The sequence below is a fragment of the Pseudobacteriovorax antillogorgiicola genome (assembly GCF_900177345.1).
Taxonomy (GTDB): Bacteria; Bdellovibrionota_B; Oligoflexia; order Oligoflexales; family Oligoflexaceae; genus Pseudobacteriovorax; species Pseudobacteriovorax antillogorgiicola.
Window position 1 is genome coordinate 54,297 of sequence record NZ_FWZT01000030.1, and the last position, 18,483, is coordinate 72,779.

18 protein-coding genes are annotated in these 18,483 nt (G+C 45.6%); 9 read left to right on the top strand and 9 right to left on the bottom strand.

The window, feature by feature from the left end; genetic code table 11:
* The first annotated feature begins 2 nt into the window (after positions 1–2).
* From B9N89_RS27610 to B9N89_RS27620, 3 genes are read left to right on the top strand one after another with little or no spacing between them, the layout of a single operon-like run.
* Positions 3–2,045 (top strand): response regulator, encoded by a 2,043-nt coding sequence (locus B9N89_RS27610; protein ID WP_159455684.1) that lies wholly within the window; start codon positions 3–5, stop codon positions 2,043–2,045.
* 54 nt (positions 2,046–2,099) lie between these two features.
* The gene (locus B9N89_RS27615) at positions 2,100–2,864 is read left to right on the top strand and encodes a hypothetical protein (protein WP_132324937.1); all 765 of its coding nucleotides are present in this window, start codon (positions 2,100–2,102) and stop codon (positions 2,862–2,864) included.
* Positions 2,861–3,682, top strand: coding sequence for a coiled-coil domain-containing protein (locus B9N89_RS27620; RefSeq protein WP_132324934.1), 822 nt, complete (start codon positions 2,861–2,863; stop codon positions 3,680–3,682). Before B9N89_RS27615 ends, B9N89_RS27620 begins: the two co-directional genes overlap by 4 nt.
* Before the next feature lie 4 nt (positions 3,683–3,686).
* Here the strand turns inward: B9N89_RS27620 and B9N89_RS27625 are convergent, their stop codons facing one another.
* Together B9N89_RS27625 and B9N89_RS27630 are read right to left on the bottom strand one after the other, a co-directional pair.
* Positions 3,687–4,544: a M14 family metallopeptidase gene (locus tag B9N89_RS27625; RefSeq protein WP_132324931.1), complete on the bottom strand. Its 858-nt coding sequence runs from the start codon at positions 4,542–4,544 to the stop codon at positions 3,687–3,689.
* A gap of 107 nt (positions 4,545–4,651) precedes the next feature.
* Complete coding sequence (locus B9N89_RS27630) at positions 4,652–6,907, bottom strand: amino acid permease (protein WP_132324928.1); 2,256 nt, start codon at positions 6,905–6,907, stop codon at positions 4,652–4,654.
* Between the two features lie 233 nt (positions 6,908–7,140).
* Here B9N89_RS27630 and B9N89_RS27635 point away from each other — a divergent pair, with 233 nt between their 5' ends.
* Positions 7,141–7,503, top strand: a complete 363-nt coding sequence (locus B9N89_RS27635) for a response regulator (RefSeq protein ID WP_132324926.1) — start codon at positions 7,141–7,143, stop codon at positions 7,501–7,503.
* 55 nt (positions 7,504–7,558) lie between these two features.
* On the opposite strand, the gene B9N89_RS27640 is transcribed toward B9N89_RS27635, so the two are convergent.
* Together B9N89_RS27640 and B9N89_RS27645 are read right to left on the bottom strand one after the other, a co-directional pair.
* Positions 7,559–8,026 (bottom strand): SAM-dependent methyltransferase, encoded by a 468-nt coding sequence (locus tag B9N89_RS27640; RefSeq protein ID WP_132324924.1) that lies wholly within the window; start codon positions 8,024–8,026, stop codon positions 7,559–7,561.
* Positions 8,027–8,210: 184 nt separating this feature from the next.
* Entirely contained in the window at positions 8,211–8,690 is a 480-nt protein-coding gene (locus B9N89_RS27645; RefSeq protein ID WP_159455685.1) for a GreA/GreB family elongation factor, read from the bottom strand.
* A 239-nt stretch (positions 8,691–8,929) separates the two neighbouring features.
* On the opposite strand from B9N89_RS27645, the gene B9N89_RS27650 reads away from it, so the two are divergent.
* The 3 genes from B9N89_RS27650 (at position 8,930) to B9N89_RS27660 (ending at position 12,932) form a co-directional block, all read left to right on the top strand.
* Positions 8,930–10,777, top strand: coding sequence for a receptor L domain-containing protein (locus B9N89_RS27650; RefSeq protein ID WP_159455686.1), 1,848 nt, complete (start codon positions 8,930–8,932; stop codon positions 10,775–10,777).
* A gap of 87 nt (positions 10,778–10,864) precedes the next feature.
* Entirely contained in the window at positions 10,865–12,163 is a 1,299-nt protein-coding gene (locus B9N89_RS27655) for a sensor histidine kinase (RefSeq protein WP_132324918.1), read from the top strand.
* A 43-nt stretch (positions 12,164–12,206) separates the two neighbouring features.
* A complete protein-coding gene (locus B9N89_RS27660; protein WP_132324916.1) occupies positions 12,207–12,932 on the top strand; it encodes an SDR family NAD(P)-dependent oxidoreductase in 726 nt (241 codons plus the stop codon).
* A 28-nt stretch (positions 12,933–12,960) separates the two neighbouring features.
* On the opposite strand, the gene B9N89_RS27665 is transcribed toward B9N89_RS27660, so the two are convergent.
* The 5 genes from B9N89_RS27665 to B9N89_RS27685 all read right to left on the bottom strand — a co-directional run bounded on the left by B9N89_RS27665 (position 12,961) and on the right by B9N89_RS27685 (position 16,269).
* Entirely contained in the window at positions 12,961–13,722 is a 762-nt protein-coding gene (locus B9N89_RS27665; RefSeq protein ID WP_132324914.1) for a DUF547 domain-containing protein, read from the bottom strand.
* Positions 13,723–13,844: 122 nt separating this feature from the next.
* Positions 13,845–14,927 carry a sensor histidine kinase gene (locus tag B9N89_RS27670; RefSeq protein WP_132324912.1) on the bottom strand — a complete coding sequence of 361 codons (1,083 nt, stop codon included), beginning with the start codon at positions 14,925–14,927 and terminating at the stop codon, positions 13,845–13,847.
* 33 nt (positions 14,928–14,960) lie between these two features.
* Positions 14,961–15,365 carry a helix-turn-helix domain-containing protein gene (locus tag B9N89_RS27675; protein WP_132324910.1) on the bottom strand — a complete coding sequence of 135 codons (405 nt, stop codon included), beginning with the start codon at positions 15,363–15,365 and terminating at the stop codon, positions 14,961–14,963.
* 66 nt (positions 15,366–15,431) lie between these two features.
* Complete coding sequence (locus B9N89_RS27680; RefSeq protein ID WP_132324908.1) at positions 15,432–15,806, bottom strand: PilZ domain-containing protein; 375 nt, start codon at positions 15,804–15,806, stop codon at positions 15,432–15,434.
* Positions 15,807–15,921: 115 nt separating this feature from the next.
* Positions 15,922–16,269 (bottom strand): hypothetical protein, encoded by a 348-nt coding sequence (locus B9N89_RS27685; protein ID WP_132324906.1) that lies wholly within the window; start codon positions 16,267–16,269, stop codon positions 15,922–15,924.
* A 183-nt stretch (positions 16,270–16,452) separates the two neighbouring features.
* On the opposite strand from B9N89_RS27685, the gene B9N89_RS27690 reads away from it, so the two are divergent.
* Both B9N89_RS27690 and B9N89_RS27695 read left to right on the top strand, forming a co-directional pair.
* On the top strand, positions 16,453–17,286 hold the full coding sequence (locus B9N89_RS27690) for a lytic murein transglycosylase (RefSeq protein ID WP_132324903.1): 834 nt from the start codon (positions 16,453–16,455) through the stop codon (positions 17,284–17,286).
* Between the two features lie 68 nt (positions 17,287–17,354).
* A complete protein-coding gene (locus B9N89_RS27695) occupies positions 17,355–18,470 on the top strand; it encodes a hybrid sensor histidine kinase/response regulator (protein WP_132324900.1) in 1,116 nt (371 codons plus the stop codon).
* Positions 18,471–18,483: the final 13 nt, after the last annotated feature.

Consider the following 18,483-nt stretch of genomic DNA (forward strand, 5'->3'; position numbering starts at 1 on the left):
ACTTGAAACTCATTGAAAATGGTTATCTCCGGGTAGGAGTGATTGGCTCGTCTGAATCGAAGAAAGTGCAAATGCTATCAGCCTTTGATGGCCTTAAGTTTCAAGAGGTCAGGGGCTTTTCAAGCTTTGAGGAGGTTGAGCCATTCTTATTGCAAGGTAAGATTCATTGGGTATTCTCCACATTCAAAGACGAATCAGGAGCCTTTCTCTGTGATTTTCTAGATGAAATATACTCTCAGCCCATTGGTCACCCTATGGTCTTCAGTGCCCTCGTTCAGGTTAATGAAACCCATTTCCTACCAGATGCCTTCGCCAGAGGTCTCTTTAGCTGGCACCCTGATAAAGGAGTAGCGGAATATAGTCGTCAGAGTCTTTGGCGTCTCAAGAGAAAGGTAGGGCAAGTCAATGGGCTTGCAGCTATGATCCCATATATGTTCTATCGTTCTTATCTTAAACAAAAGTCCATGTGGGACGAGCTGGTAGATCTTTGTGAGCAGATGATCCGCTGCTATCGCTATGAAGACGTTATCAAACTCCATCTGGTAGAGGCATATATCCGGGCCGGTCATGGAAAAAAGGGTAAGAGTCTATTGCGTGAGATTGAATATTTCGAACCGTCCCTGGCGGGACAGATTGCGGAAGTTAGACGCAATGTTCTGGGTGAGGAGCCAAGTAAGACGGAATCTCTTGCCCAACGCTACCAGGTCAAACATGCAGTCATCGTCCAAAGCTCACTCGATCAGCGCAACAGCCATCGGGAGATGCTACAGGAATTTGGGTTCGAGCGTGTTGACTGTTTTGAATCAGGTGAGGATGCTTGGCGGGTTCTAGCAAAAGAAAAGGTTGATCTTCTCCTCATGGATTGGAAACTTGAAGGTCTCCATGGTAGCTGCCTCCTACAAAGAGTTAAAATATCGTCTGCTTGGGACTTCCCGGTGATAGTCTACGCAGACCGCTTTAGAGAGCAAGAGTCGCAAATTATCAACCAGTACAGCGTGGCTCAAGTCCTACCAACGAAAGCTAGCCGCCATCTCAGTTCTATGGGGATATCTTGGTGCTTGGTTCAGAGTAAAGAGCCTACCGAAGCTCTGGGAATCGAAAGTAAGATTTTTGAGAGACTTGGCAAGAAGGACATTGCGCGGGCCTATCGATACTTTGAAAAGTATCTGAAGGTATCCAGTCGTGACCCTTCCAAAGAGAAGTATCTTAAGGCCCAAATCGATCTAGCTGAACGCAACTACTTGGATGCAAAATACCTTCTAATGGAAGCAAACTTCGACTCGAAAGTGAACTCTATCAAGATTGATACTTTGATGGCTCGTTGCTTGCTTGAGCTTGGGGATTTTCAAGGAGTTCTCAATCTCCTTAAACGTATCAAGAAGAAGAGCCCTCAAAGTATTTTAGTCCTAGGGATTCTTGCTAAGGCATATGCGCGTCTCGGTGATTTAGAAAACGCAGCCCAGGTGGTTGATGAGGCTCTGGCGATTGATCGAGGGCATCCTTGGATTCGCCACACAGCAGCTAAGGTACATTTAGCCTTAGATGAGATGAAAGCTGCAAAGTCTGATATGGAAGATGAAGATTGGGAGCCTGTTACCAAGGATAGTAACAATCTTGCATCGGTTTACTTTGAGAATAAGATGCAAGAGCGTGGTATAAACCTATTCAAAACACTCATTGATCTTATCCATGGTAGTAAGATAGCGGCTTCTCTAGAGCCAGTGCTGCTATACAATTTAGCTCTGTCATATAGTTTTCAGGGTGACCGGGAACTGGCCAAAAAACACCTAGAAAAGTGCCTGGTATTTAAGAATAGTTTGGTGGTAGAGCTGGCACGGGAGATGAAACAGGCCTTCGAAGATGAGAAGAGCCCTGACCTGTTCTTTTATACCTTCGCAATTGAAGATGAACACCCCTATCAGGAGTTGGAAGAAGGGCAGGTTACAGGTGAGATATTAAATACCGGAACTGAAATCGATCTTGATGACCGCGTTTTTCTTCGCGGTCTGGTTCATGCGCCTAGGGCTTTAGGTAAGGCATCCTAAGCTAGGTCTTGTATGAGCATCATGCTGCTCAATGTAAGGAAGGACTGTTGATTGATGAAAACACTACTATGTATTTTGGGAATTCTTTGGGGACATCAACTTATCGGCAAAGAAAAACTTGTAAAGTATATTGCCTGTACTAAGGATATGGTTGGCGAAGCTTGCAAGGAAACTGCTGAAGAATTTACCAAACTTGCGGAGCAGATTAATAATATTCAAAAGGAACTGGAAAGTAAGGGAAGTGAGCTATCAAAACTTAAAGAACAAGTAGCAAATAAGGAAAAAGGATTGGGATTAGCTTCAGCAAGGGTTAATTTTTTGATGAAGGACCTTTCTGATCCACTAGAGGCAGCAAGGCGGTTAAAAGACACTGCTGCCGATACTATTTTAAATCATGGTCTAGAAAAAAGTGAACAATCATTGAGTAGTGATGTCGCTAGGCATCAAGGAGAGTTAAGGCGATTTGCTTTTGCAAAAGCCAAACTCGCGGTAACAATCAATCGTGTAAATGCATCCAATTATGAACGAAGTAGGCAGCTATGTGAGCGTTCCTGGGCGGTTTTTGTCGGGCGTGCGCAGAACGTCGTCAATCGCATTGATGAACTAGAGCATCAAATCAGCAGTTATGAAGCGCTTGCTAAAGCATATCCAAAAGTGGGAACGAACGTCACGCCGGAACAACTGGCTTCTGCTAAGGAGTTTTTAGGGGATGAGTTTCGTCAGAAGTGGAAGCCATCTGCATACGAAAAATCATTTGCAAGCTATTTTTCGAGTGAGTATGAAACTGTACTTCAAAAGCTTAGAGAGGCAATAAAATGATCAAGTTCGTATTGTTATCGATTTTTTTGGTGCTTGTATCATGTAAGACGACAAATCATGATGTCAGTAAAAGAAAGAAAGTAACTAAGTCCGAGATATCAAAGCAAGGTACAAAAATAGAGTACCTAGCCTGCAATCAAGGGAGTAAGCAAGCTGAATGCTTTGAAGTGAAAGAGGAGCTAAAAAACTTACAAGCATACATAGTACAACTCCAGAAAAATCTAGAGACAACGGATTTGGAGCTTGCAGCATCTCAGGACGATCTTGAGGCAAAAATGCAAACCCTGCAAAGGACACTCGATAGTGAACAGGCCTTGATAACTAGCCTTCAAGACCCACTAAAGGCGAGGACCAACATATTATCATCGACTGCCGATGATGTTGTCTGGTTTTCCGACAATACTGACTCGATCGATCGCCATAAACAATGGCACAGCAAGCTCATGGAGCATTTTGAAGACTATGCAAATGCTATATCGCGATTGAAGGGTGACTTTGGAGATGAAGATGTAGAAAACTACCGAAGGCAAAGTGCGAGCTTCTTGTCGGATTACTTCCGTGCAAAGAGGTATCTCAATCGAGTTGATAATAATCTAAAAGATCTGGAGAAGTACTTGGCAACTTATGAGGAGATGAAGAGTTTATATCCGGATCTTAAGATAGACAATGAATTGAGTACGGAAGAGCTGGTGTATGCGAAAGGCCAACTGGAACCGCAAAATAGGGACCAATGGCGAACGGAAAATTACTATCAAGATCTTAAGAAAAAGATTAACTTAAGGGTTGAGGAAATTTTAGCACAAAAGCCAAGCCAATAGATGGTCAATGAGAAAGCTCGACCCGATCCAAGCCATACGCTAATGCGATTAAACCTTTTACCGATCGCGAAACCACCAGCGGAAGTTTTTCAGGTGACGGACTAGCTTCTTCCGAGACTTCTAGAGTTAAGGCATAGGTCCCATAGACTTTGTAAGCATAATCGATGAACTCGCCCGTAGTTTTGTAGTCATGATAGGACTGCTGATACTTTTCAACTTTCATAGCTTGAGCAACAACCCGCCCTAAGTTTAGAAATACCTCTGCATGATTGCTAGCAATTTTCGAGGATCCCCATGGCCATAGAACAGCTTCAATCCCTGAATGAAGTGCCGCAGACGCTTTGAAGCGATACTTTTTCATAAGGCTAGAAACTAGTTTCGTCTCCCTTAACTGAAATGGCTCGGATCGAGAGAACGGCGTAGGGTAGTCTCGGTTGGGATCGATGCCATTGGCTCCGAGCCGACTATTGGCGGCATGCCCATCAGGGTTGACCAAGGGATGGACTAGAAAAACGTACTTCTTGAGGAGCCGATCGATGATGATGTTGCGATGCTTTCGAGACAAATAGTCAATGGCACCAAGGCTTGCCTCTGTGGATGCTTTTTCATTGCCATGATGAGTGCCATTCACATAGATCACCGGCGTATCGGGAGCCCTAGACTTTGTGATCAAGACATAATAGATTGGTCGGCCTTCCGTAGACAATCCCAAACGGTGGATTGAAACATGAGGGTGATGCCGCGCAACTTGATGCAGGTAACGGTTGATATACGACACATCGTGATACCGGTTGAATTGAATACCATTAGTGACTGGAGACCAAAAGAGGAAGCCGATTGCTGCTAAAAGCAAGCGTATCATGGAACCCCCGGATATGTAGATGTTGCTATCTTAATATCTTAAAAAGATCCATGTTGGCTGTCAAACGAGTATGAACTAGATCTGAAAAATTCAAAAATTTTTGCAAGTCAAGCAAGAGCAGACTCGTTGCCAGAGTCCAGTACAAAAAGACATGAAGAGTTGGTTTTAATAGCCAGGTCTCGAAGGCGATCGGGACCAATATTCCGTGACAGACCGAAGATATTGACATCGGCCCGAGGGGCATGCTCAATTTGATTCTCGAATTCTCCGTGGTACAGAAAAATATCGGTATTCGTGGGAAGACGAGCATCCTTTGCCAGCGAGTGGAGGAACTCGTGAGCTGGCGCGATGTTCTCTTTCTTGTTAATCACAGTAACTAAGTTGATTTTCCCCTTCCAGTTGCGGTTGAGCTGGTAGCCTAGGAGAATGGCGAGGTCAAGATTGGCGAGTCTCAAGCCTAAAGTCCAATCCGGGCTTTGATCCCGAATCCAGATATTGATCTCTCTCTCTCGTCCAAATAAGGTTTGGCCATTGAGAACGAGCATGGCAACACCCATCTGATGCTCGTGGGCCACTTCAAAAAGTGCCGCTATTTCCTCCTGGTTAAGATGAGAGGTGTCGATATACAAGATGTTGGGTTTGAAAAAACTACCCTTCAGTATCGAAATACCGATTTCAACTCCATGATCGATGGTATTTGAGTCGACTAAGGCGTGAGTTGCAAATAGACCTTCAGCACGAAAGTAGTCGATGATTTCTGCTAAACGCTTGTTGTCAGGGGCCCGGTTTTTACTACGTACGGTTAGAGCCTGAATCGATCCTTTGGGGGCGACTAGAGACAAAAGAAATCGATACTCACCTTGAAGCTGTTGGGAGTATTTGATCGGGACCAAAATATCAGGCTTCCAAGCTCGCTCCATTCCCTCGGTTTTGTGACTCTGAACTTGCCTGGCAGCCCAATCGGCCAGGCCTATAAAGATTCCTGATCGAACTGTTTCCCATGGTGTCTCTAGCTGTCTTCGTTCAAGGTAGATGTAGAGGGCAATGACGATCGCAAGAGCCATGAGGCCGAAAATTGGGTGAATCACGGTAATTGCAAACACGCTCGTGATCGTACCAAGGGCAGGAACCCAGATGGGAACTTTAAATGTTGGGCGAAAGGATACCAAATTAAGGCTTTGCTCAATGAGTACGACGATGTTTAGAGTTGCATAGGTTAACAAAAAGAACATGGTGATCAAGGCGGCAACCCGGTTGAGGTCGCCTAACAAAAGCGAGATTCCTACAAAGATGCCGTTGATCACCATCGCATTTCGGGGAGTACCTCCTACGCTCTCTTTCGCAATGAAGTCCCCCTTGGGGATGATTTTGTTTTGACCAAGGGCGGCAAGCACATTCGGTGCTGCGACAAGCGAGCTTAATGTAGCTGAAAAACAAGAGCTGAGCAGGCCTATGAGAACTGCTGGGCCCCAAAGTGAGTATTCAGTTGCAATAAGATAGTTGGATTGTAGCTCCTGAGGGGATGCGACAACGCTGTACCACACCATGAGCGTACCATAGGTAATCAGTGCCACGATCCACGCGGACATAGTACCAAGGGGAATGCTGCGCCGAGAATCTTCGAGTTTTCCCGAAAGGCTGGCACCGACTTTGATCCCGGTGCCGGCTGGGAAAAAGATCGCAAAGAGAATCCAGATACTTCCGGCTTCAAAATCACCCCAGAGCTGCGGGTTTCGGAATTCCTCAACGCCCCAGAATCCACCGATCATGCTTCCTAAGGCAAATACAACCCCGATTAAAACGAGCGACTGCATCTTTAAGGCGAGGTTCTCACTGATGATGGATAGGATCAGCCCACATAAGAAGGTGCAGGCAACCACTATCCTTGAGTCGTGATCTGGAAAAAGATAGGTCCAACCTTCGGCAAAGCCGTATATGTAGAGCGATGCCCCTAAACTTTGGGCCAAATACAAGGGTAAGCCGACAGCTCCTCCTGCTTCTAGACCAAGTGATTGGCTCACGAGTGCAAAGACACCACCTGCTCTAAGGCGAATATTGGTGGTGATCGAGCTGAATGAGAGGGCAGCGGTCCCAGTGATGATAAATGTCATGAACAAAATGAGAAGGGCTCCCATGAGGCCTGCGTGTCCAACAACCCAGCCCATCCTGATGTACATCATGACACCAAAAATAGTGAGAATCGTTGGTCGGAATACTCCAACATACGTTCCAAGCTTGCGTAGCTTGATGGGGCTTTCTTTCGAACCAGCTGCGGAGCTTATAATTTCGAGAGACTGCTGAGCCTCGTCGTGAGAGATTTCTTGTTTGCTTTGGACGCTTGTCATACTTCGCTTTCGTCGCATTTAGGACCACCAAAGATCTTGATCAGTTTATCACCAAACTCTAGGAATTCTGTGCCGCCCTTGCAAATCATAGCCTGAGGCAGTATGCAGTGCTCGGCATAGGACCAAATATTGATAAAATATAGCAAATATATTCAAATATTTTCAGTAATTTATAGGGGAATCTGGCTTTGCGGATCGATTTTTCTTAAAGCCTGACGATATTAGGGTTAGGAGCAAATACTGGGGATATTATGAGTCGTATTCTTATAATCGATGACACCCTCGATCTGAGAGACCTTCTCAAGACTTTTTTCGATGCCCTGGGGCATGAAGTGCTTGAAGCGAGCAGTGGCCGCCAGGGTCTAGAAAAGATCCGCGAGCACTCTCCTGATATCGTGATTACCGACATAATCATGCCTGACATGAATGGTATTGATATGATCAAATCTCTCCGCAAGTTTGACAAGCGTCTTCCCGTTGTCGCCATGTCAGGCTATCAGGACGAGCTGACTAATGTGAAGCGGCTTGGTGTCGCAGCTGCGTTCGTTAAACCGCCGAACCTTGAAGAACTTCAGAATCTTGTCGAGCTGGTCCTTGGCAAGAAGAGTGCATAGTTCAAAATATTGAATTCAGCGCGAAGTTTCGGTGGCTTATTCTGCATGAGAAAGCTCAGTCTTTATAGTAGTCCTTCATCACATTTTTGGTCCAGTCGGGCTCAATGATCTCGTCTTCAGGTAGAAAGCTTTTTAGCAAAGGTTTAATATCAAGGATGGGTGTACCGGAGATGGCGTCTAAAGCTCTTACAGTTAACGTTAGTCCTTCAACCTTTAATAACTTACAGCGTGAAACTCCAATTTTATTGAAACGGTTTTTCGTTCTCTGTCCAAAAATGCCGACCTTGGGAAAGCTAGGGTTGTTCCTTGGATGCCGTGAACCCAGCTCGATCTTTTCGTCGCTGATACGATCCAAATAGAATATAACTTCTAGGTGTGAAAAGCTTTCCAGGTTTGCAGTCGCATCTGGTTTGAATATAGTTTCATCGAGAATAATTTTACTCTCGACCTGTCCCCAATAATCGTCTTGAATTTCTTTTCTTGGGTTTTCAACATAGCCAATTGACTGCATCTCTATTTTCATTTCTTTCCTCGAAAAAAACTTAGCGGATCTGTCCAGGGAACTTCTAGCAGAGTTAGCCGGTTTTAGCTATAAGAGCTTAGGCTTTCACAATATTTGTGTTTGATTAGCCCTGGCAGGATTCTAAAGTTAATGAGATCGGCGACCCCTTGAAAGGCCTTCATGGTGATGAGGCTTCAGCCATTACCTACGCAATACTTTTAATCCGATACTCCTGAATCCCACGTGGTGATTCAACGAATATTTCGTCATGCACCTGCTTTTCCAGCAGCTCCTCTCCCAAAGGTGAGTGCGGAGTGATGACCTCCACAGGATGCCCATCGAAGTCAACCACTGTCCCGGCTCCTTGGGGTCCGAGAAATACGTAGTAAGAGCGCCCGTCATGTTCTAACTCAACCAAAGCTGATGGCTGGACTTCGTCACCAAGCTGGAACGGCCTTACGGGCAGCTGGCGGTACACCTGTATCACTTGCTGAGCCTCACGGACTCGCTCCAGTTGAGCGCTGGCTAGCATGGATGCTTCGAGGGCCCGATGATCGATTTGGCTAAGGGGGACATTTTGCTCTTGCTGCGACTCTCGATCTGCATCGGCTGCTGAGTGGGTGAGAATCACAAGGCGCTGCTCCAATTCACAGATGATTTTCTCAAGTAAGTTTTTCTTATTCACGTTTAGCCTCAGTAGATTTAGGTTCGACATTTCCGCTTTCACCAATCGGATCGGCTCAAACCTGGCATGAAGTTGATATCCCTTTGGGTATGGATTAGAAGTCAGCTACAAGAGCCAGGTGAGAGGGTAGAAAAATGTGATTTAAGTTTATGATAATATTATATTTAGTTAAGATTTCTCAGATCTTTGCCCGTTTCTGCCGATAACGGCATCGGAACACTACATTGGGGGATCGACTGTTGAAACAAAAGTTTATCTGGCTTGCTGCCTCGTTTGCTACCGTTTTTGTCACTCAGGGATGTGGCTCTAAGTCTGACAAGAGAAATGCTGAGACATCAGGTGCTCAGATATCCGCAAACTTCGATCCAGTCAACTGCGAAGGCGATGCATTCATTAGCTACAATTCAGATCTCAAGCTAGAAGATATTAGCGGCTGTGAAGTGATACGGGGCAATCTCTACGTTCACTATAATGTCGGGATGAGCGATTTCAGTGGCCTCGCTCTATTGAAGCAAGTGGAAGGTGACTTTAGCATCCTGAACAACGAGGAACTTAGCTCATTAAAGGGATTAGACAAGCTAGAGAGGGTTGGCGGAGACTTCAGTATTTCAAGAAATCCCACCCTACCGAGTCTTGAAGGTCTCGCGAACTTAACATCAATCGGGAATGACCTTTTTATCGACGGCAATAATCAGCTTGCGGACGTAGCTCAGCTCGGGACTTTGACAGAGATCGGTGGGAGCCTACTGATCTATCGTAGCCGAGCCCTTAGCGAAATTAAAGGCTTAGGCAGTATCCAATCGGTTCAAGATCTGGTTCTGATAGAAAACAAGGACTTGGCTTCGGTGGAACTCACCAGTTTAAATACAATTGCTGGTGATTTGCGAATCAAAGATAACAACAACCTACCAAATGTAGACTTTTTAAAAACAGTAGGCTCGATTGGTGGAAGCCTTGAGTTGACCGGGAATATTGGGATGACGGGGTTCATCGAGGGAGGAGCCATCAGCAGCATTGGTGGGCGTCTCGATATCCGTGATAACCTCAATCTCACTAGCTTAAATGGCCTTGGCGGGGCGGTAGGTGATCTGGCAGAGATCGTTATATCCGGTAATCAGGACTTAACCCAGGTAAGCCTAGCGGGGCTTACCAGTTCAGCGGGCAGCGTTTTCGTCAGCACCAATGATAAGCTAGTGTCACTGGACCTAAAGGGGATACAGACTATAGGTGGTGACTTAGATATTTCTGTAAATACCCTACTCACTACGGCAGACTTCTCGGCTCTGACTGAAGTAACAGGGCAGATGTCGATCGGTCAGAACCCGGTTCTGACAGGAACCACAGGATTCACGGCGCTTACCCGAGTCGGTGCCCTGATCATTCAAGAAAATCCACAGATCACTGCTCTCACAGGGCTTGAAAATCTGGCAACAGTTGCTGGCGATCTTAAATTGCTTCTCAATGAGAATCTCAACAGTATAGCTGGGCTTGCAGGAGTTACGGGCGAGGTTGGAGGCGACCTTGAAGTGAATGGCTCTGCAAATCTCACGTCGATTGCCGCCTTATCGGGTGTTACCTCCACGAAAGGATATGTCTACATTGTTACTACTGGGGTAACTAGTTTAGATGGATTGCAGAATCTTACTGGAGTTGGCACCGATCTAGAGCTTTCATTCAACCTAAGCCTGGCAGATATATCTCAGCTATCGAACCTGACGACCATTCCAGGTAATCTGAAGTTAATGGGCAACGACGCAGACAACGGCGGCAGCAGTTTGGCGAGTTTGAGTGGCCTGAATGCAGTCACGAGTATCGGTGGCTACCTCCAATTCGTAAATCTTGAGGTGCTTACCTCTTTGAGCGATCTAGCAGCCTTAGATTCAGTGGGTGGCTTTTTCGAACTAAATGATAACGATTCCCTAGCCACAATTACTGACTTAAACCTGTCGACTGTGGGCGGTGAGTTTCGTGTTATGCAAAATGGCTGTCTAGATCCAGCCACTGTTGACACGTTCTCGGCTGGAGTCACTGTTAACAGCAACGTTCGAATCAACACCGATAATGGGCTTGCACTACCCTGTACATAGTACTTGTCATAGGGTTAACACAGCCTAAAGATATTCCTCAATTGATTGCATTTTGTAACCGATTCCAATTGTGAATGGGGAAGAAGAATGCATATCGTTACCATCAAGCAAAAACTAAAACGCCTGGGCCCACAAGAAAAGCTAGTCTTTATCTTCTCATTCATCGCGATATTTACCGCTTGCTTTATGGCAGTAATTCTGGCTGTTACGGGCCAGGAGCCCTTCGCTATCAGGCTCGCTGCATTTGGCTTACTCTATACCCTTCCGGTTTTGGTGCAATATTATCAACGCAGTTTGCGTCACTCAATGATGGCGATTCTTACCCTTACGACAGTAGCGATCGCTCTGGTGGTTGGGTTCAAAGACGGCATGTACGATGCTGGCTGGTACTGGCTTACCATACTGCCAATTACCGGAGGATTGCTTGCGAGGAGGTTTGGAGTTCTCTTTGGCAGTGGGTGTCAATGGACTCTCCTCCTACTCAATGTGTATCTCGATCTCATCGCGGGCTATGGGGCTGGGCTTCCTGATGACTATACGTTTAAAGTTTCTGGAGCGCTAGTGTTTCAAGCCTTAGTACCAATGGTTGTGTGGCAGTTTTTGATAATCAATACCTGGGAACTAGAATCAAAAACTAAAAAGGTTGATACCCTTCTCAAAATCGTTACTCACGATATTGCTAATCCACTTACAGTCATTCATGGAATGAGTGAAGCTATTTTGACCTTCAAAACTATCGATCCAAAAGTCGCCGGTGTTTTGCGCAAGATCCACAAGTCGTCTTCCGATATTCGAGAGATCCTTATTCGCGTGAAGAACCTTCAGGCAATGAAGTCGGCTAAACTCAAAGTTGAAGTCAGCAATGTTTCACTAAGGGCTGTCCTCGATCAAGTGGAGACGACTTTTGAATCCAAGTTAAGGGCAAAGGGGATAAGCTACAGGCTTGATTTCGGAGCCCATGAGGATCTGCAAGTTCTGGCAGAACCAACCACTTTACGCAATGATGTATTCAATAATTTAATCAGCAATGCAATTAAATTTTCAAAGCCGGATTCAGAGATCTTGGTAGAGGTGAGTATCGATCACGAAAAAATACACGTGAAGGTGTGTGACTCAGGGATCGGAATGAGCAAAGAGCTGCAAAAAGATGTGTTTGATGAATTTAAAGAGACATCTCGACTGGGCACTGATGGTGAGGAGGGGACAGGCTTTGGTCTCCCAATAGTAAAGTACTTAGTGGCGGCTTATGGTGGCTATATCCAGGTCGAAAGTCGGGCGATAGAGCAGTTTCCAGAGAGTCACGGCACCACCTTTCATGTGTTTCTCGAAAAAGCTTCGTCTGACCCTGCCACACACACCATTGACTCTGCCCGAAAAATCGCCTAATTCAGTTTTACAAGAGTATATGACTGAATAGCGAGGATTATCGATGAGCGACAAGCTAGTATTAATTACAGGAACAAGCTCAGGGCTTGGACAAGAGATCTGTCTGAAAGCTCTCGATGAGGGGTGGCATGTTTTAGGCTTTGCCCGCCGGGAAAATGTAGATTACGGAGAGTCTTATCATCACCAAAGCATTGATCTAAGTGACCTTGTGGCAGTGCGGTCTTTAGCAGAGAAGAGCCTATCAAAGAAGCGATTTGATACCTTTGATCAAGTTGCTCTCGTCAATAATGCTGGCACTATCGAGCCTGTGGGCCCTCTCCAGAGTGCGAGACTCAAGGACTTAGAAAGAGCTAATAACTTAAATATCACGGTTCCCTTGTGGTTGATGGGCTACCTGAAGCTGAGCTGTGGCTCTAAACTAAAGAAAATTGTGAATATCTCTTCAGGCGCGGCACGAAAACCCTATCAGGGTTGGGCTAGCTATTGCGCAGGAAAATCGGCTTTGAAGGCCGCATCTGAAGTGATGGCGGCTGAAAACCAAGATCTGGAGGTTTTAAGCTACGAACCAGGAGTGATCGATACAGCGATGCAAGAGGAAGTCAGAGCATTTGATCCCCGGATTTTTCCTCACCGGCAACGCTTTGCGGATCTTCACGACAGCGGCCAGTTAGTCCCGCCACATCTTCCTGCATCAGAGGTTGTCAGCTTCTTAGAGGCAGGCTATCAGGAACCAAATTACCAAGCGTATCGCTATGGTGATAGAACCTGATCATCTCCCGAGTTTTTCTCAGCCACAGTCATGGTGCCTTATTAAGACCCCAGTCATAGCTGAGATATGAAATAGACGGGTCTTTACCCAGGATTTTTCTGAGTTCTGGGCTATGCTTTTCAATAAATGCCAAGACTCCCTTGTCGTTACCACCAAAATCTTCATCGAACCAATCAAAGATCTTGGATAGCTCGGCTTTGCCTTTCTTGAATTGATTTCGACTCGAATCTTTTAGCCAAGCTTGGGTGGAATCATTAAGCTGAGCTTCGATTCTATTAGCATCAAAGGCTTCGTTCCTTAGTGGGGGGCAAGATATGGACGCGCAGTTTACCGCAGCATGGACTCTTGGGTCCTTTAACTCTGGTTTCTTCCGCAGCCAGTCGTGTTCGATAGGATCAAGGGAAGTGATCCGTCCATCGAGAATTGAAAAGAAGTCTTTTTTCCAAGGGCTGGAAAACAAACTGCCGATATCTTTGATGCTGTCTACTGGGTAGTGGTTAAGGATCAGGCGAATGGTAAAAGCATTGTAGGCATTGATTAAGTACGCTTTCTTTTGATCAGGAGTCCATGATTGGTAGCTCTTGTAGGAGACATTCTTCAAGTTCTTCAAGTAGCTGTCCAGGTCGCTAGTATTTTTCTTCCATGCGGCATAGCGAACATTGCCCTCTGGAGTTAGATAAGTCTTTAGAAGCTTTGTCCATTTGTCGTGGCTGTGGTCGAATGAACTTGCCAGGATAGTCGTGGCAAGTGAAAGCGTCGAAATAAAGAGCCAAGTTTTTAAAGTAGTCATAGTAACTCCATCAACAATTATCCATCACATAGGCGAAGCCTTGTCCAAATTACCTCATGGCTAGGTGCATGATAGTAACGAATCTGGGTCAGATGAGAAAGGCGAAAGAACTATCAGAGGACTTAAGCACTCTGCTTACTATCAATCCGGCGTGGTAGCTCGATGACAAATCGCGTATTCGGATGATTGCGATCAAGGTAAAATCGACCCTGATGAACGTCTTCAATCAGGCGCTTACATAGGCTTAACCCAATGCCAGTGCCTTCACCAATCGTCTTCGTTGTGAAGTACGGCTCGAATATCCGTTTGGCTACATCATCAGGGATACCATTTCCGGAATCGGTGACAAAGATTTGGAGTTGCTCCTCTTGCAGGTTGGCTGAAAGCTCGACCCAAGGGTTCTCGTCCTGATAGACTTCCTCTTTGGCATTCTTAACCAAGTTGATGAGAACTTGGATGATTTCAGATGGGTGGCAGACTACCGAGACATCTGGTTCTAGCTTGGTGATGGATAACGGTACCTTGGCCCCTTTAATCTTCAGTGAGGCAAAAAGGTTCACCTCATCAAGGATCTCATTCAAGCTAAAGCTTGACATCGCGTCGTTGCCTGTATTCCTAGATAGGTTTAGCAGTGATTTGATGATGCCGTTGATTCGGGTTGCCGATTTTTCCAGGCGATCTATCAATCGCTGAGAAAACTCCTTCGTCATCTTGTCTCTATTGAGATACTCTTGGGCGAGAGACACTTGACCGGTAATAATCGTCAGAGGGTTGCGAATCTCGTGAACAATCGAAGCCGACATCTCGCCTATCGATGCCATTTTCTCCGCGTGGTTGGCCTTTTGTTTATTGATCTCAGCTTCCTTCTCTGCCGCAAACTGCTTGGATCGATCGTGAAGCGACCACACTAAGAAGCTCTGATCAGCGATACGGGATACGCTATAATCTAGCTCCACGGTTGATCTCTCATTGATCCGGTACGTGCGGTGCTGCTGGACCTTGTGAACATTAGCTGAAAGCCCCTCAGCGATAGTTTTCATGTCTTCAGTGAAGGAGTCCTTACCGATGGCCTTTACAAAGGCTTCTGCCTGGCGATTTTTTAAAAGAAAGTTACAGTCTAGATCGGTGATGATCAAAGCACTCTGGACAGTGTCCATGATGCCGCTAATGACCGAAAGTAGCCTATTTTGATACGATTGATCCATGATCTCGACTAAACCTCGTTGCGGTTAAGTCTTTCATCGGCAGATCTTAGAGAAAGTGTAAAAGTCAAATGTGCTATCCACGGGAGTCACATTGGATTTTCGGAATTGTGCCGGGCCGATGCCGTAAGTTGCCTTAAATAAACGAGAAAAGTGGGCCTGGCTATTGAACCCTGCTAAATAGCAGATTTGGCCCAGAGTTAACTTAGGCTGATTCTCCATGATTTGGATGGCATGGAGGAGGCGCACCTTCCAAAGCCACTTCATAGGCGTTATCTTGAGACAGGCTTTGAAGGCCTTGGTAAGCCTCGGCTTGCTGGTTCTGCAATGCCTGGCGATATCATCTAAGCTCATAGATTTACTGATGTTTTGCTTCATATGGCGCATGGCACTATCAACCAGATCGTTCTGATTTAGTTTTCGCGGTCGATTTTGATCCATAGTTACCCATCTTCCCAGTTGGTGCAAACACTGAAGAAGACAGCTTAGGGTTTTAATTATTGCATGTTATTTATAAACAACTTCTTCTGAGGCATGGGCCATAATAAAGTCGTGGTAGGTTCTAAAGGCTTCTGGCTCGATATCAATGATACGAATGGCCATACACTGGTCGTCCTTTTGGAAGCGGACAAACTTTGCATAGAAAAATAATGGGTCCAGCTTAGGAGGGTAGAGCCACACTTCGATGATACTGAGTTCATTGAACGATACCCGACCCTTGCCTGTGTGGCGAATCAAAAGACCAGTTTCGCTCAAATCTTCGGTTATAAAATCATATTTGTAATGACTGCCGATGAGTTGAGCTTCAATTCTCACATGCAGACTGATCTTAAACCGGGGTTTGAGTCGGCGTTCTTTTCCTGATTTCTCTTTAGGTCTCATAGTTACCTATTGCAATAAGTCTCTTATTAGAGATCGGCTATCCTGCTTGAGATTTTAGAGGGAGGCTTCGAAAAGCACTATAAACCATTAAAATTAATGAAAACAAAGCTTTTAATCAACGGCGCTTACGGGCAAATCGGTGGGAGCAACTGCGACACAGGGTCCTCAATCCATGGGTTGTTTGGTGCACTAGCTTTGCACCTGCCACACGGAGGCCCATCCGCTCGACCATCCAATTGTAGGCTTTCAGAGATGGGTGCTCCTTGAGTATGAGGTCCCAAGCGTGCTCATTCAAAAATGATTGCCCTTGGAAATCGACCCTGAGTGCCAAGTTCTGTGGCACATTTTCTTTGCACGGTACGAACTCCCACGATGGTGGACACCTGCTTTGCATCAAAGAAACAAGAGATCGGCAGAACATACAGCCTTGATCGTAATAGACGGTTAGTGAGTTTTCGCTCATGGTTTCCTCATCAAAATCCTTGCAGAATTTGAAGCTTTATGGAGAATATGTCACCATAAAGAACAAACGAGGTCGGGCGCAAACGGTTGGTATACCCTTTCTAGGGATCTACGATCCGTCGGCGTTTTACTCCTTTTGCTATACTAACATTGTGATGGAAACATTCGGAAATTCGGTGGGTGAATGACGAAATATTTATGGCTGCTATTGATTATTATTCCTTGGTCTGCTGAGGCTAAATCATTTACAAAGGATGAAATTGAGGTCGTTCTTAAGGCTGTTGGCAAGGGACATAAGGCCCAACTACGACCTTTAATGAACGATAAGCGATTGAAGAAGACCGAAGGAATGGTGAATTTGAATATCACCAAACCGATCAAGCTTAGCCTCAAGAAATACCAACACTTTCTAGAGCCCTATGCCATGCGTCTCGCTCGAAATTTTCAGCGCAAATGGCAGAAGCATTTGGTTCAAGCGGAGGCCCGTTATGGAGTTGATAAAGAAGTCATAACAGCCATCCTACTTGTGGAAACGTCTTTTGGGCGATTTACAGGTAAGTACCAGCCTCTATCAGTTTTTGCATCAATTTATGTGGATGCCGAGGAGTTTACCACCACAAAAGAGTACAAGGATCTCACTCCAGATCAAAAGACTAGGGTCAAGCAAAAACAGGACTGGGCACTTCGAGAATTGCAAGCGATCGCAAATCTTTCAAAAAAGTATCCCAAGTTTGACCAGATATCGTTGCGGGGAAGTTATGCAGGAGCTTTTGGTAAGTCTCAGTTCTTGCCTTCAAGCTATCTAAAGTATGCTGTTTCCCACAAGAAGGCTCGGCGGCCTAATTTATTTGACGAAAGAGACGCAATTCACTCAGTTGCCAATTATCTTGCCAAGAATGGATATCGGAACGGGATGAATAGTAAAGGTAGTTACGATGCGATCTTTCACTACAATAATAGTGACGTCTACGTGAAAACCGTCTTGGGCGTTGCGAAAAGTCTAAATCAAAAGTCCTAACGTGCCGATCTCTCTGATGCAGGTGAGACATCAGCCCACTGCTGAAGCAATAGCAGGAAGGTTTAGACTTGGGAACATACAGCATCATAGTCGCGAGCAATAAGAGCGAAGATCAGCAGTTCTTTCGATCAATAGCCGATCTTGATAGTTGGCATTTTCGCTTCGCGCAGAATTTTTCAGAACTGCTTCAGTTTGCAGCCAACAAAGTGCCTGATGTTCTTGTGATTGATGAGAACCTTCCTGATGAAGGGGCTGAGGCAATCGTATCGATGATTCGTAGTATGCCGTCGCTGATTGATGTAGCATTAGTCGTTATGACTGATGAACGGCAAGGAGATTTCTTCCGCAGGTTGGCTAGTGCTGGTGCCGATGAGTTTTGTCGGCGACCGTTGGAAACCCATATTCTGAGAGTCAGACTGAGTTCGTTAGGGCGTCGAACGCGGCAGCTATCCCTGACCACCCAGCAAAAAGAAGTCGCAAAAAACTTATTCCGCATTGTTGCTCATGATGTATCGAACTTGTTTATCAACTTCGAAGTGTTCATCAGGTCTGTCGAACGAGGACAGGATCCGGAGGCTCAGCAAAAACGCCTGGTTCGCGCAAAGAAGACTCTGAGTGAGGTTCGGGAGCTTCTGAGAAACGTCAAGACTCTGGATGCCATGCGAAGCGAATCTCTCGTTCTCGACCTTGTGCCAGTTTCGATTCAGGATTGTATTGAAAAAGTTAGCGATGTGTACGCAGATAGGATGACGGACAAGCGTGTTCGACTCGCAGTTGATTGGCAAGTCGACCCCTCAACGATGGTCAAGGCTGATGCTCCCTCTCTCAAACATCAAGTGATTGGTAATATATTAACCAATGCCATCAAGTTTTCCTATCCTGATAGTGAGATTAAGATCACGGTGAAAGATGATCCAGATTATGTCATGATTGGTATTCGTGATCACGGTGTTGGGATTAAAAGTGATCTTGCCAAAAGTCTCTTTGACGAGCAAAAGAGCCAAAGTACCATTGGCACAGCTGGTGAAAAAGGAACTGGCTATGGTATGCCGTTAGCCTATCAGTTTGTAAAGGCTTATAAAGGTCGTCTTGAGGTTGTCAGCCAAACTCAAGATGAGTCTCCCGATGATCATGGCACTGAGTTTAGAATCTATATTCCCAAGCATCACCTCCAAGCCGCCTAATCTTCATATTATC

Coding starts and splice junctions, on each gene's coding strand:
- B9N89_RS27690 (WP_132324903.1), top strand. CDS start 16,453: ATGACGAAATATTTATGGCTGCTATTGATTATTATTCCTTGGTCTGCT.
- B9N89_RS27680 (WP_132324908.1), bottom strand. CDS start 15,806: ATGAGACCTAAAGAGAAATCAGGAAAAGAACGCCGACTCAAACCCCGG.
- B9N89_RS27655 (WP_132324918.1), top strand. CDS start 10,865: ATGCATATCGTTACCATCAAGCAAAAACTAAAACGCCTGGGCCCACAA.
- B9N89_RS27635 (WP_132324926.1), top strand. CDS start 7,141: ATGAGTCGTATTCTTATAATCGATGACACCCTCGATCTGAGAGACCTT.
- B9N89_RS27670 (WP_132324912.1), bottom strand. CDS start 14,927: ATGGATCAATCGTATCAAAATAGGCTACTTTCGGTCATTAGCGGCATC.
- B9N89_RS27685 (WP_132324906.1), bottom strand. CDS start 16,269: ATGAGCGAAAACTCACTAACCGTCTATTACGATCAAGGCTGTATGTTC.
- B9N89_RS27665 (WP_132324914.1), bottom strand. CDS start 13,722: ATGACTACTTTAAAAACTTGGCTCTTTATTTCGACGCTTTCACTTGCC.
- B9N89_RS27625 (WP_132324931.1), bottom strand. CDS start 4,544: ATGATACGCTTGCTTTTAGCAGCAATCGGCTTCCTCTTTTGGTCTCCA.
- B9N89_RS27675 (WP_132324910.1), bottom strand. CDS start 15,365: ATGGATCAAAATCGACCGCGAAAACTAAATCAGAACGATCTGGTTGAT.
- B9N89_RS27640 (WP_132324924.1), bottom strand. CDS start 8,026: ATGAAAATAGAGATGCAGTCAATTGGCTATGTTGAAAACCCAAGAAAA.
- B9N89_RS27615 (WP_132324937.1), top strand. CDS start 2,100: ATGAAAACACTACTATGTATTTTGGGAATTCTTTGGGGACATCAACTT.
- B9N89_RS27620 (WP_132324934.1), top strand. CDS start 2,861: ATGATCAAGTTCGTATTGTTATCGATTTTTTTGGTGCTTGTATCATGT.
- B9N89_RS27660 (WP_132324916.1), top strand. CDS start 12,207: ATGAGCGACAAGCTAGTATTAATTACAGGAACAAGCTCAGGGCTTGGA.
- B9N89_RS27630 (WP_132324928.1), bottom strand. CDS start 6,907: ATGCGACGAAAGCGAAGTATGACAAGCGTCCAAAGCAAACAAGAAATC.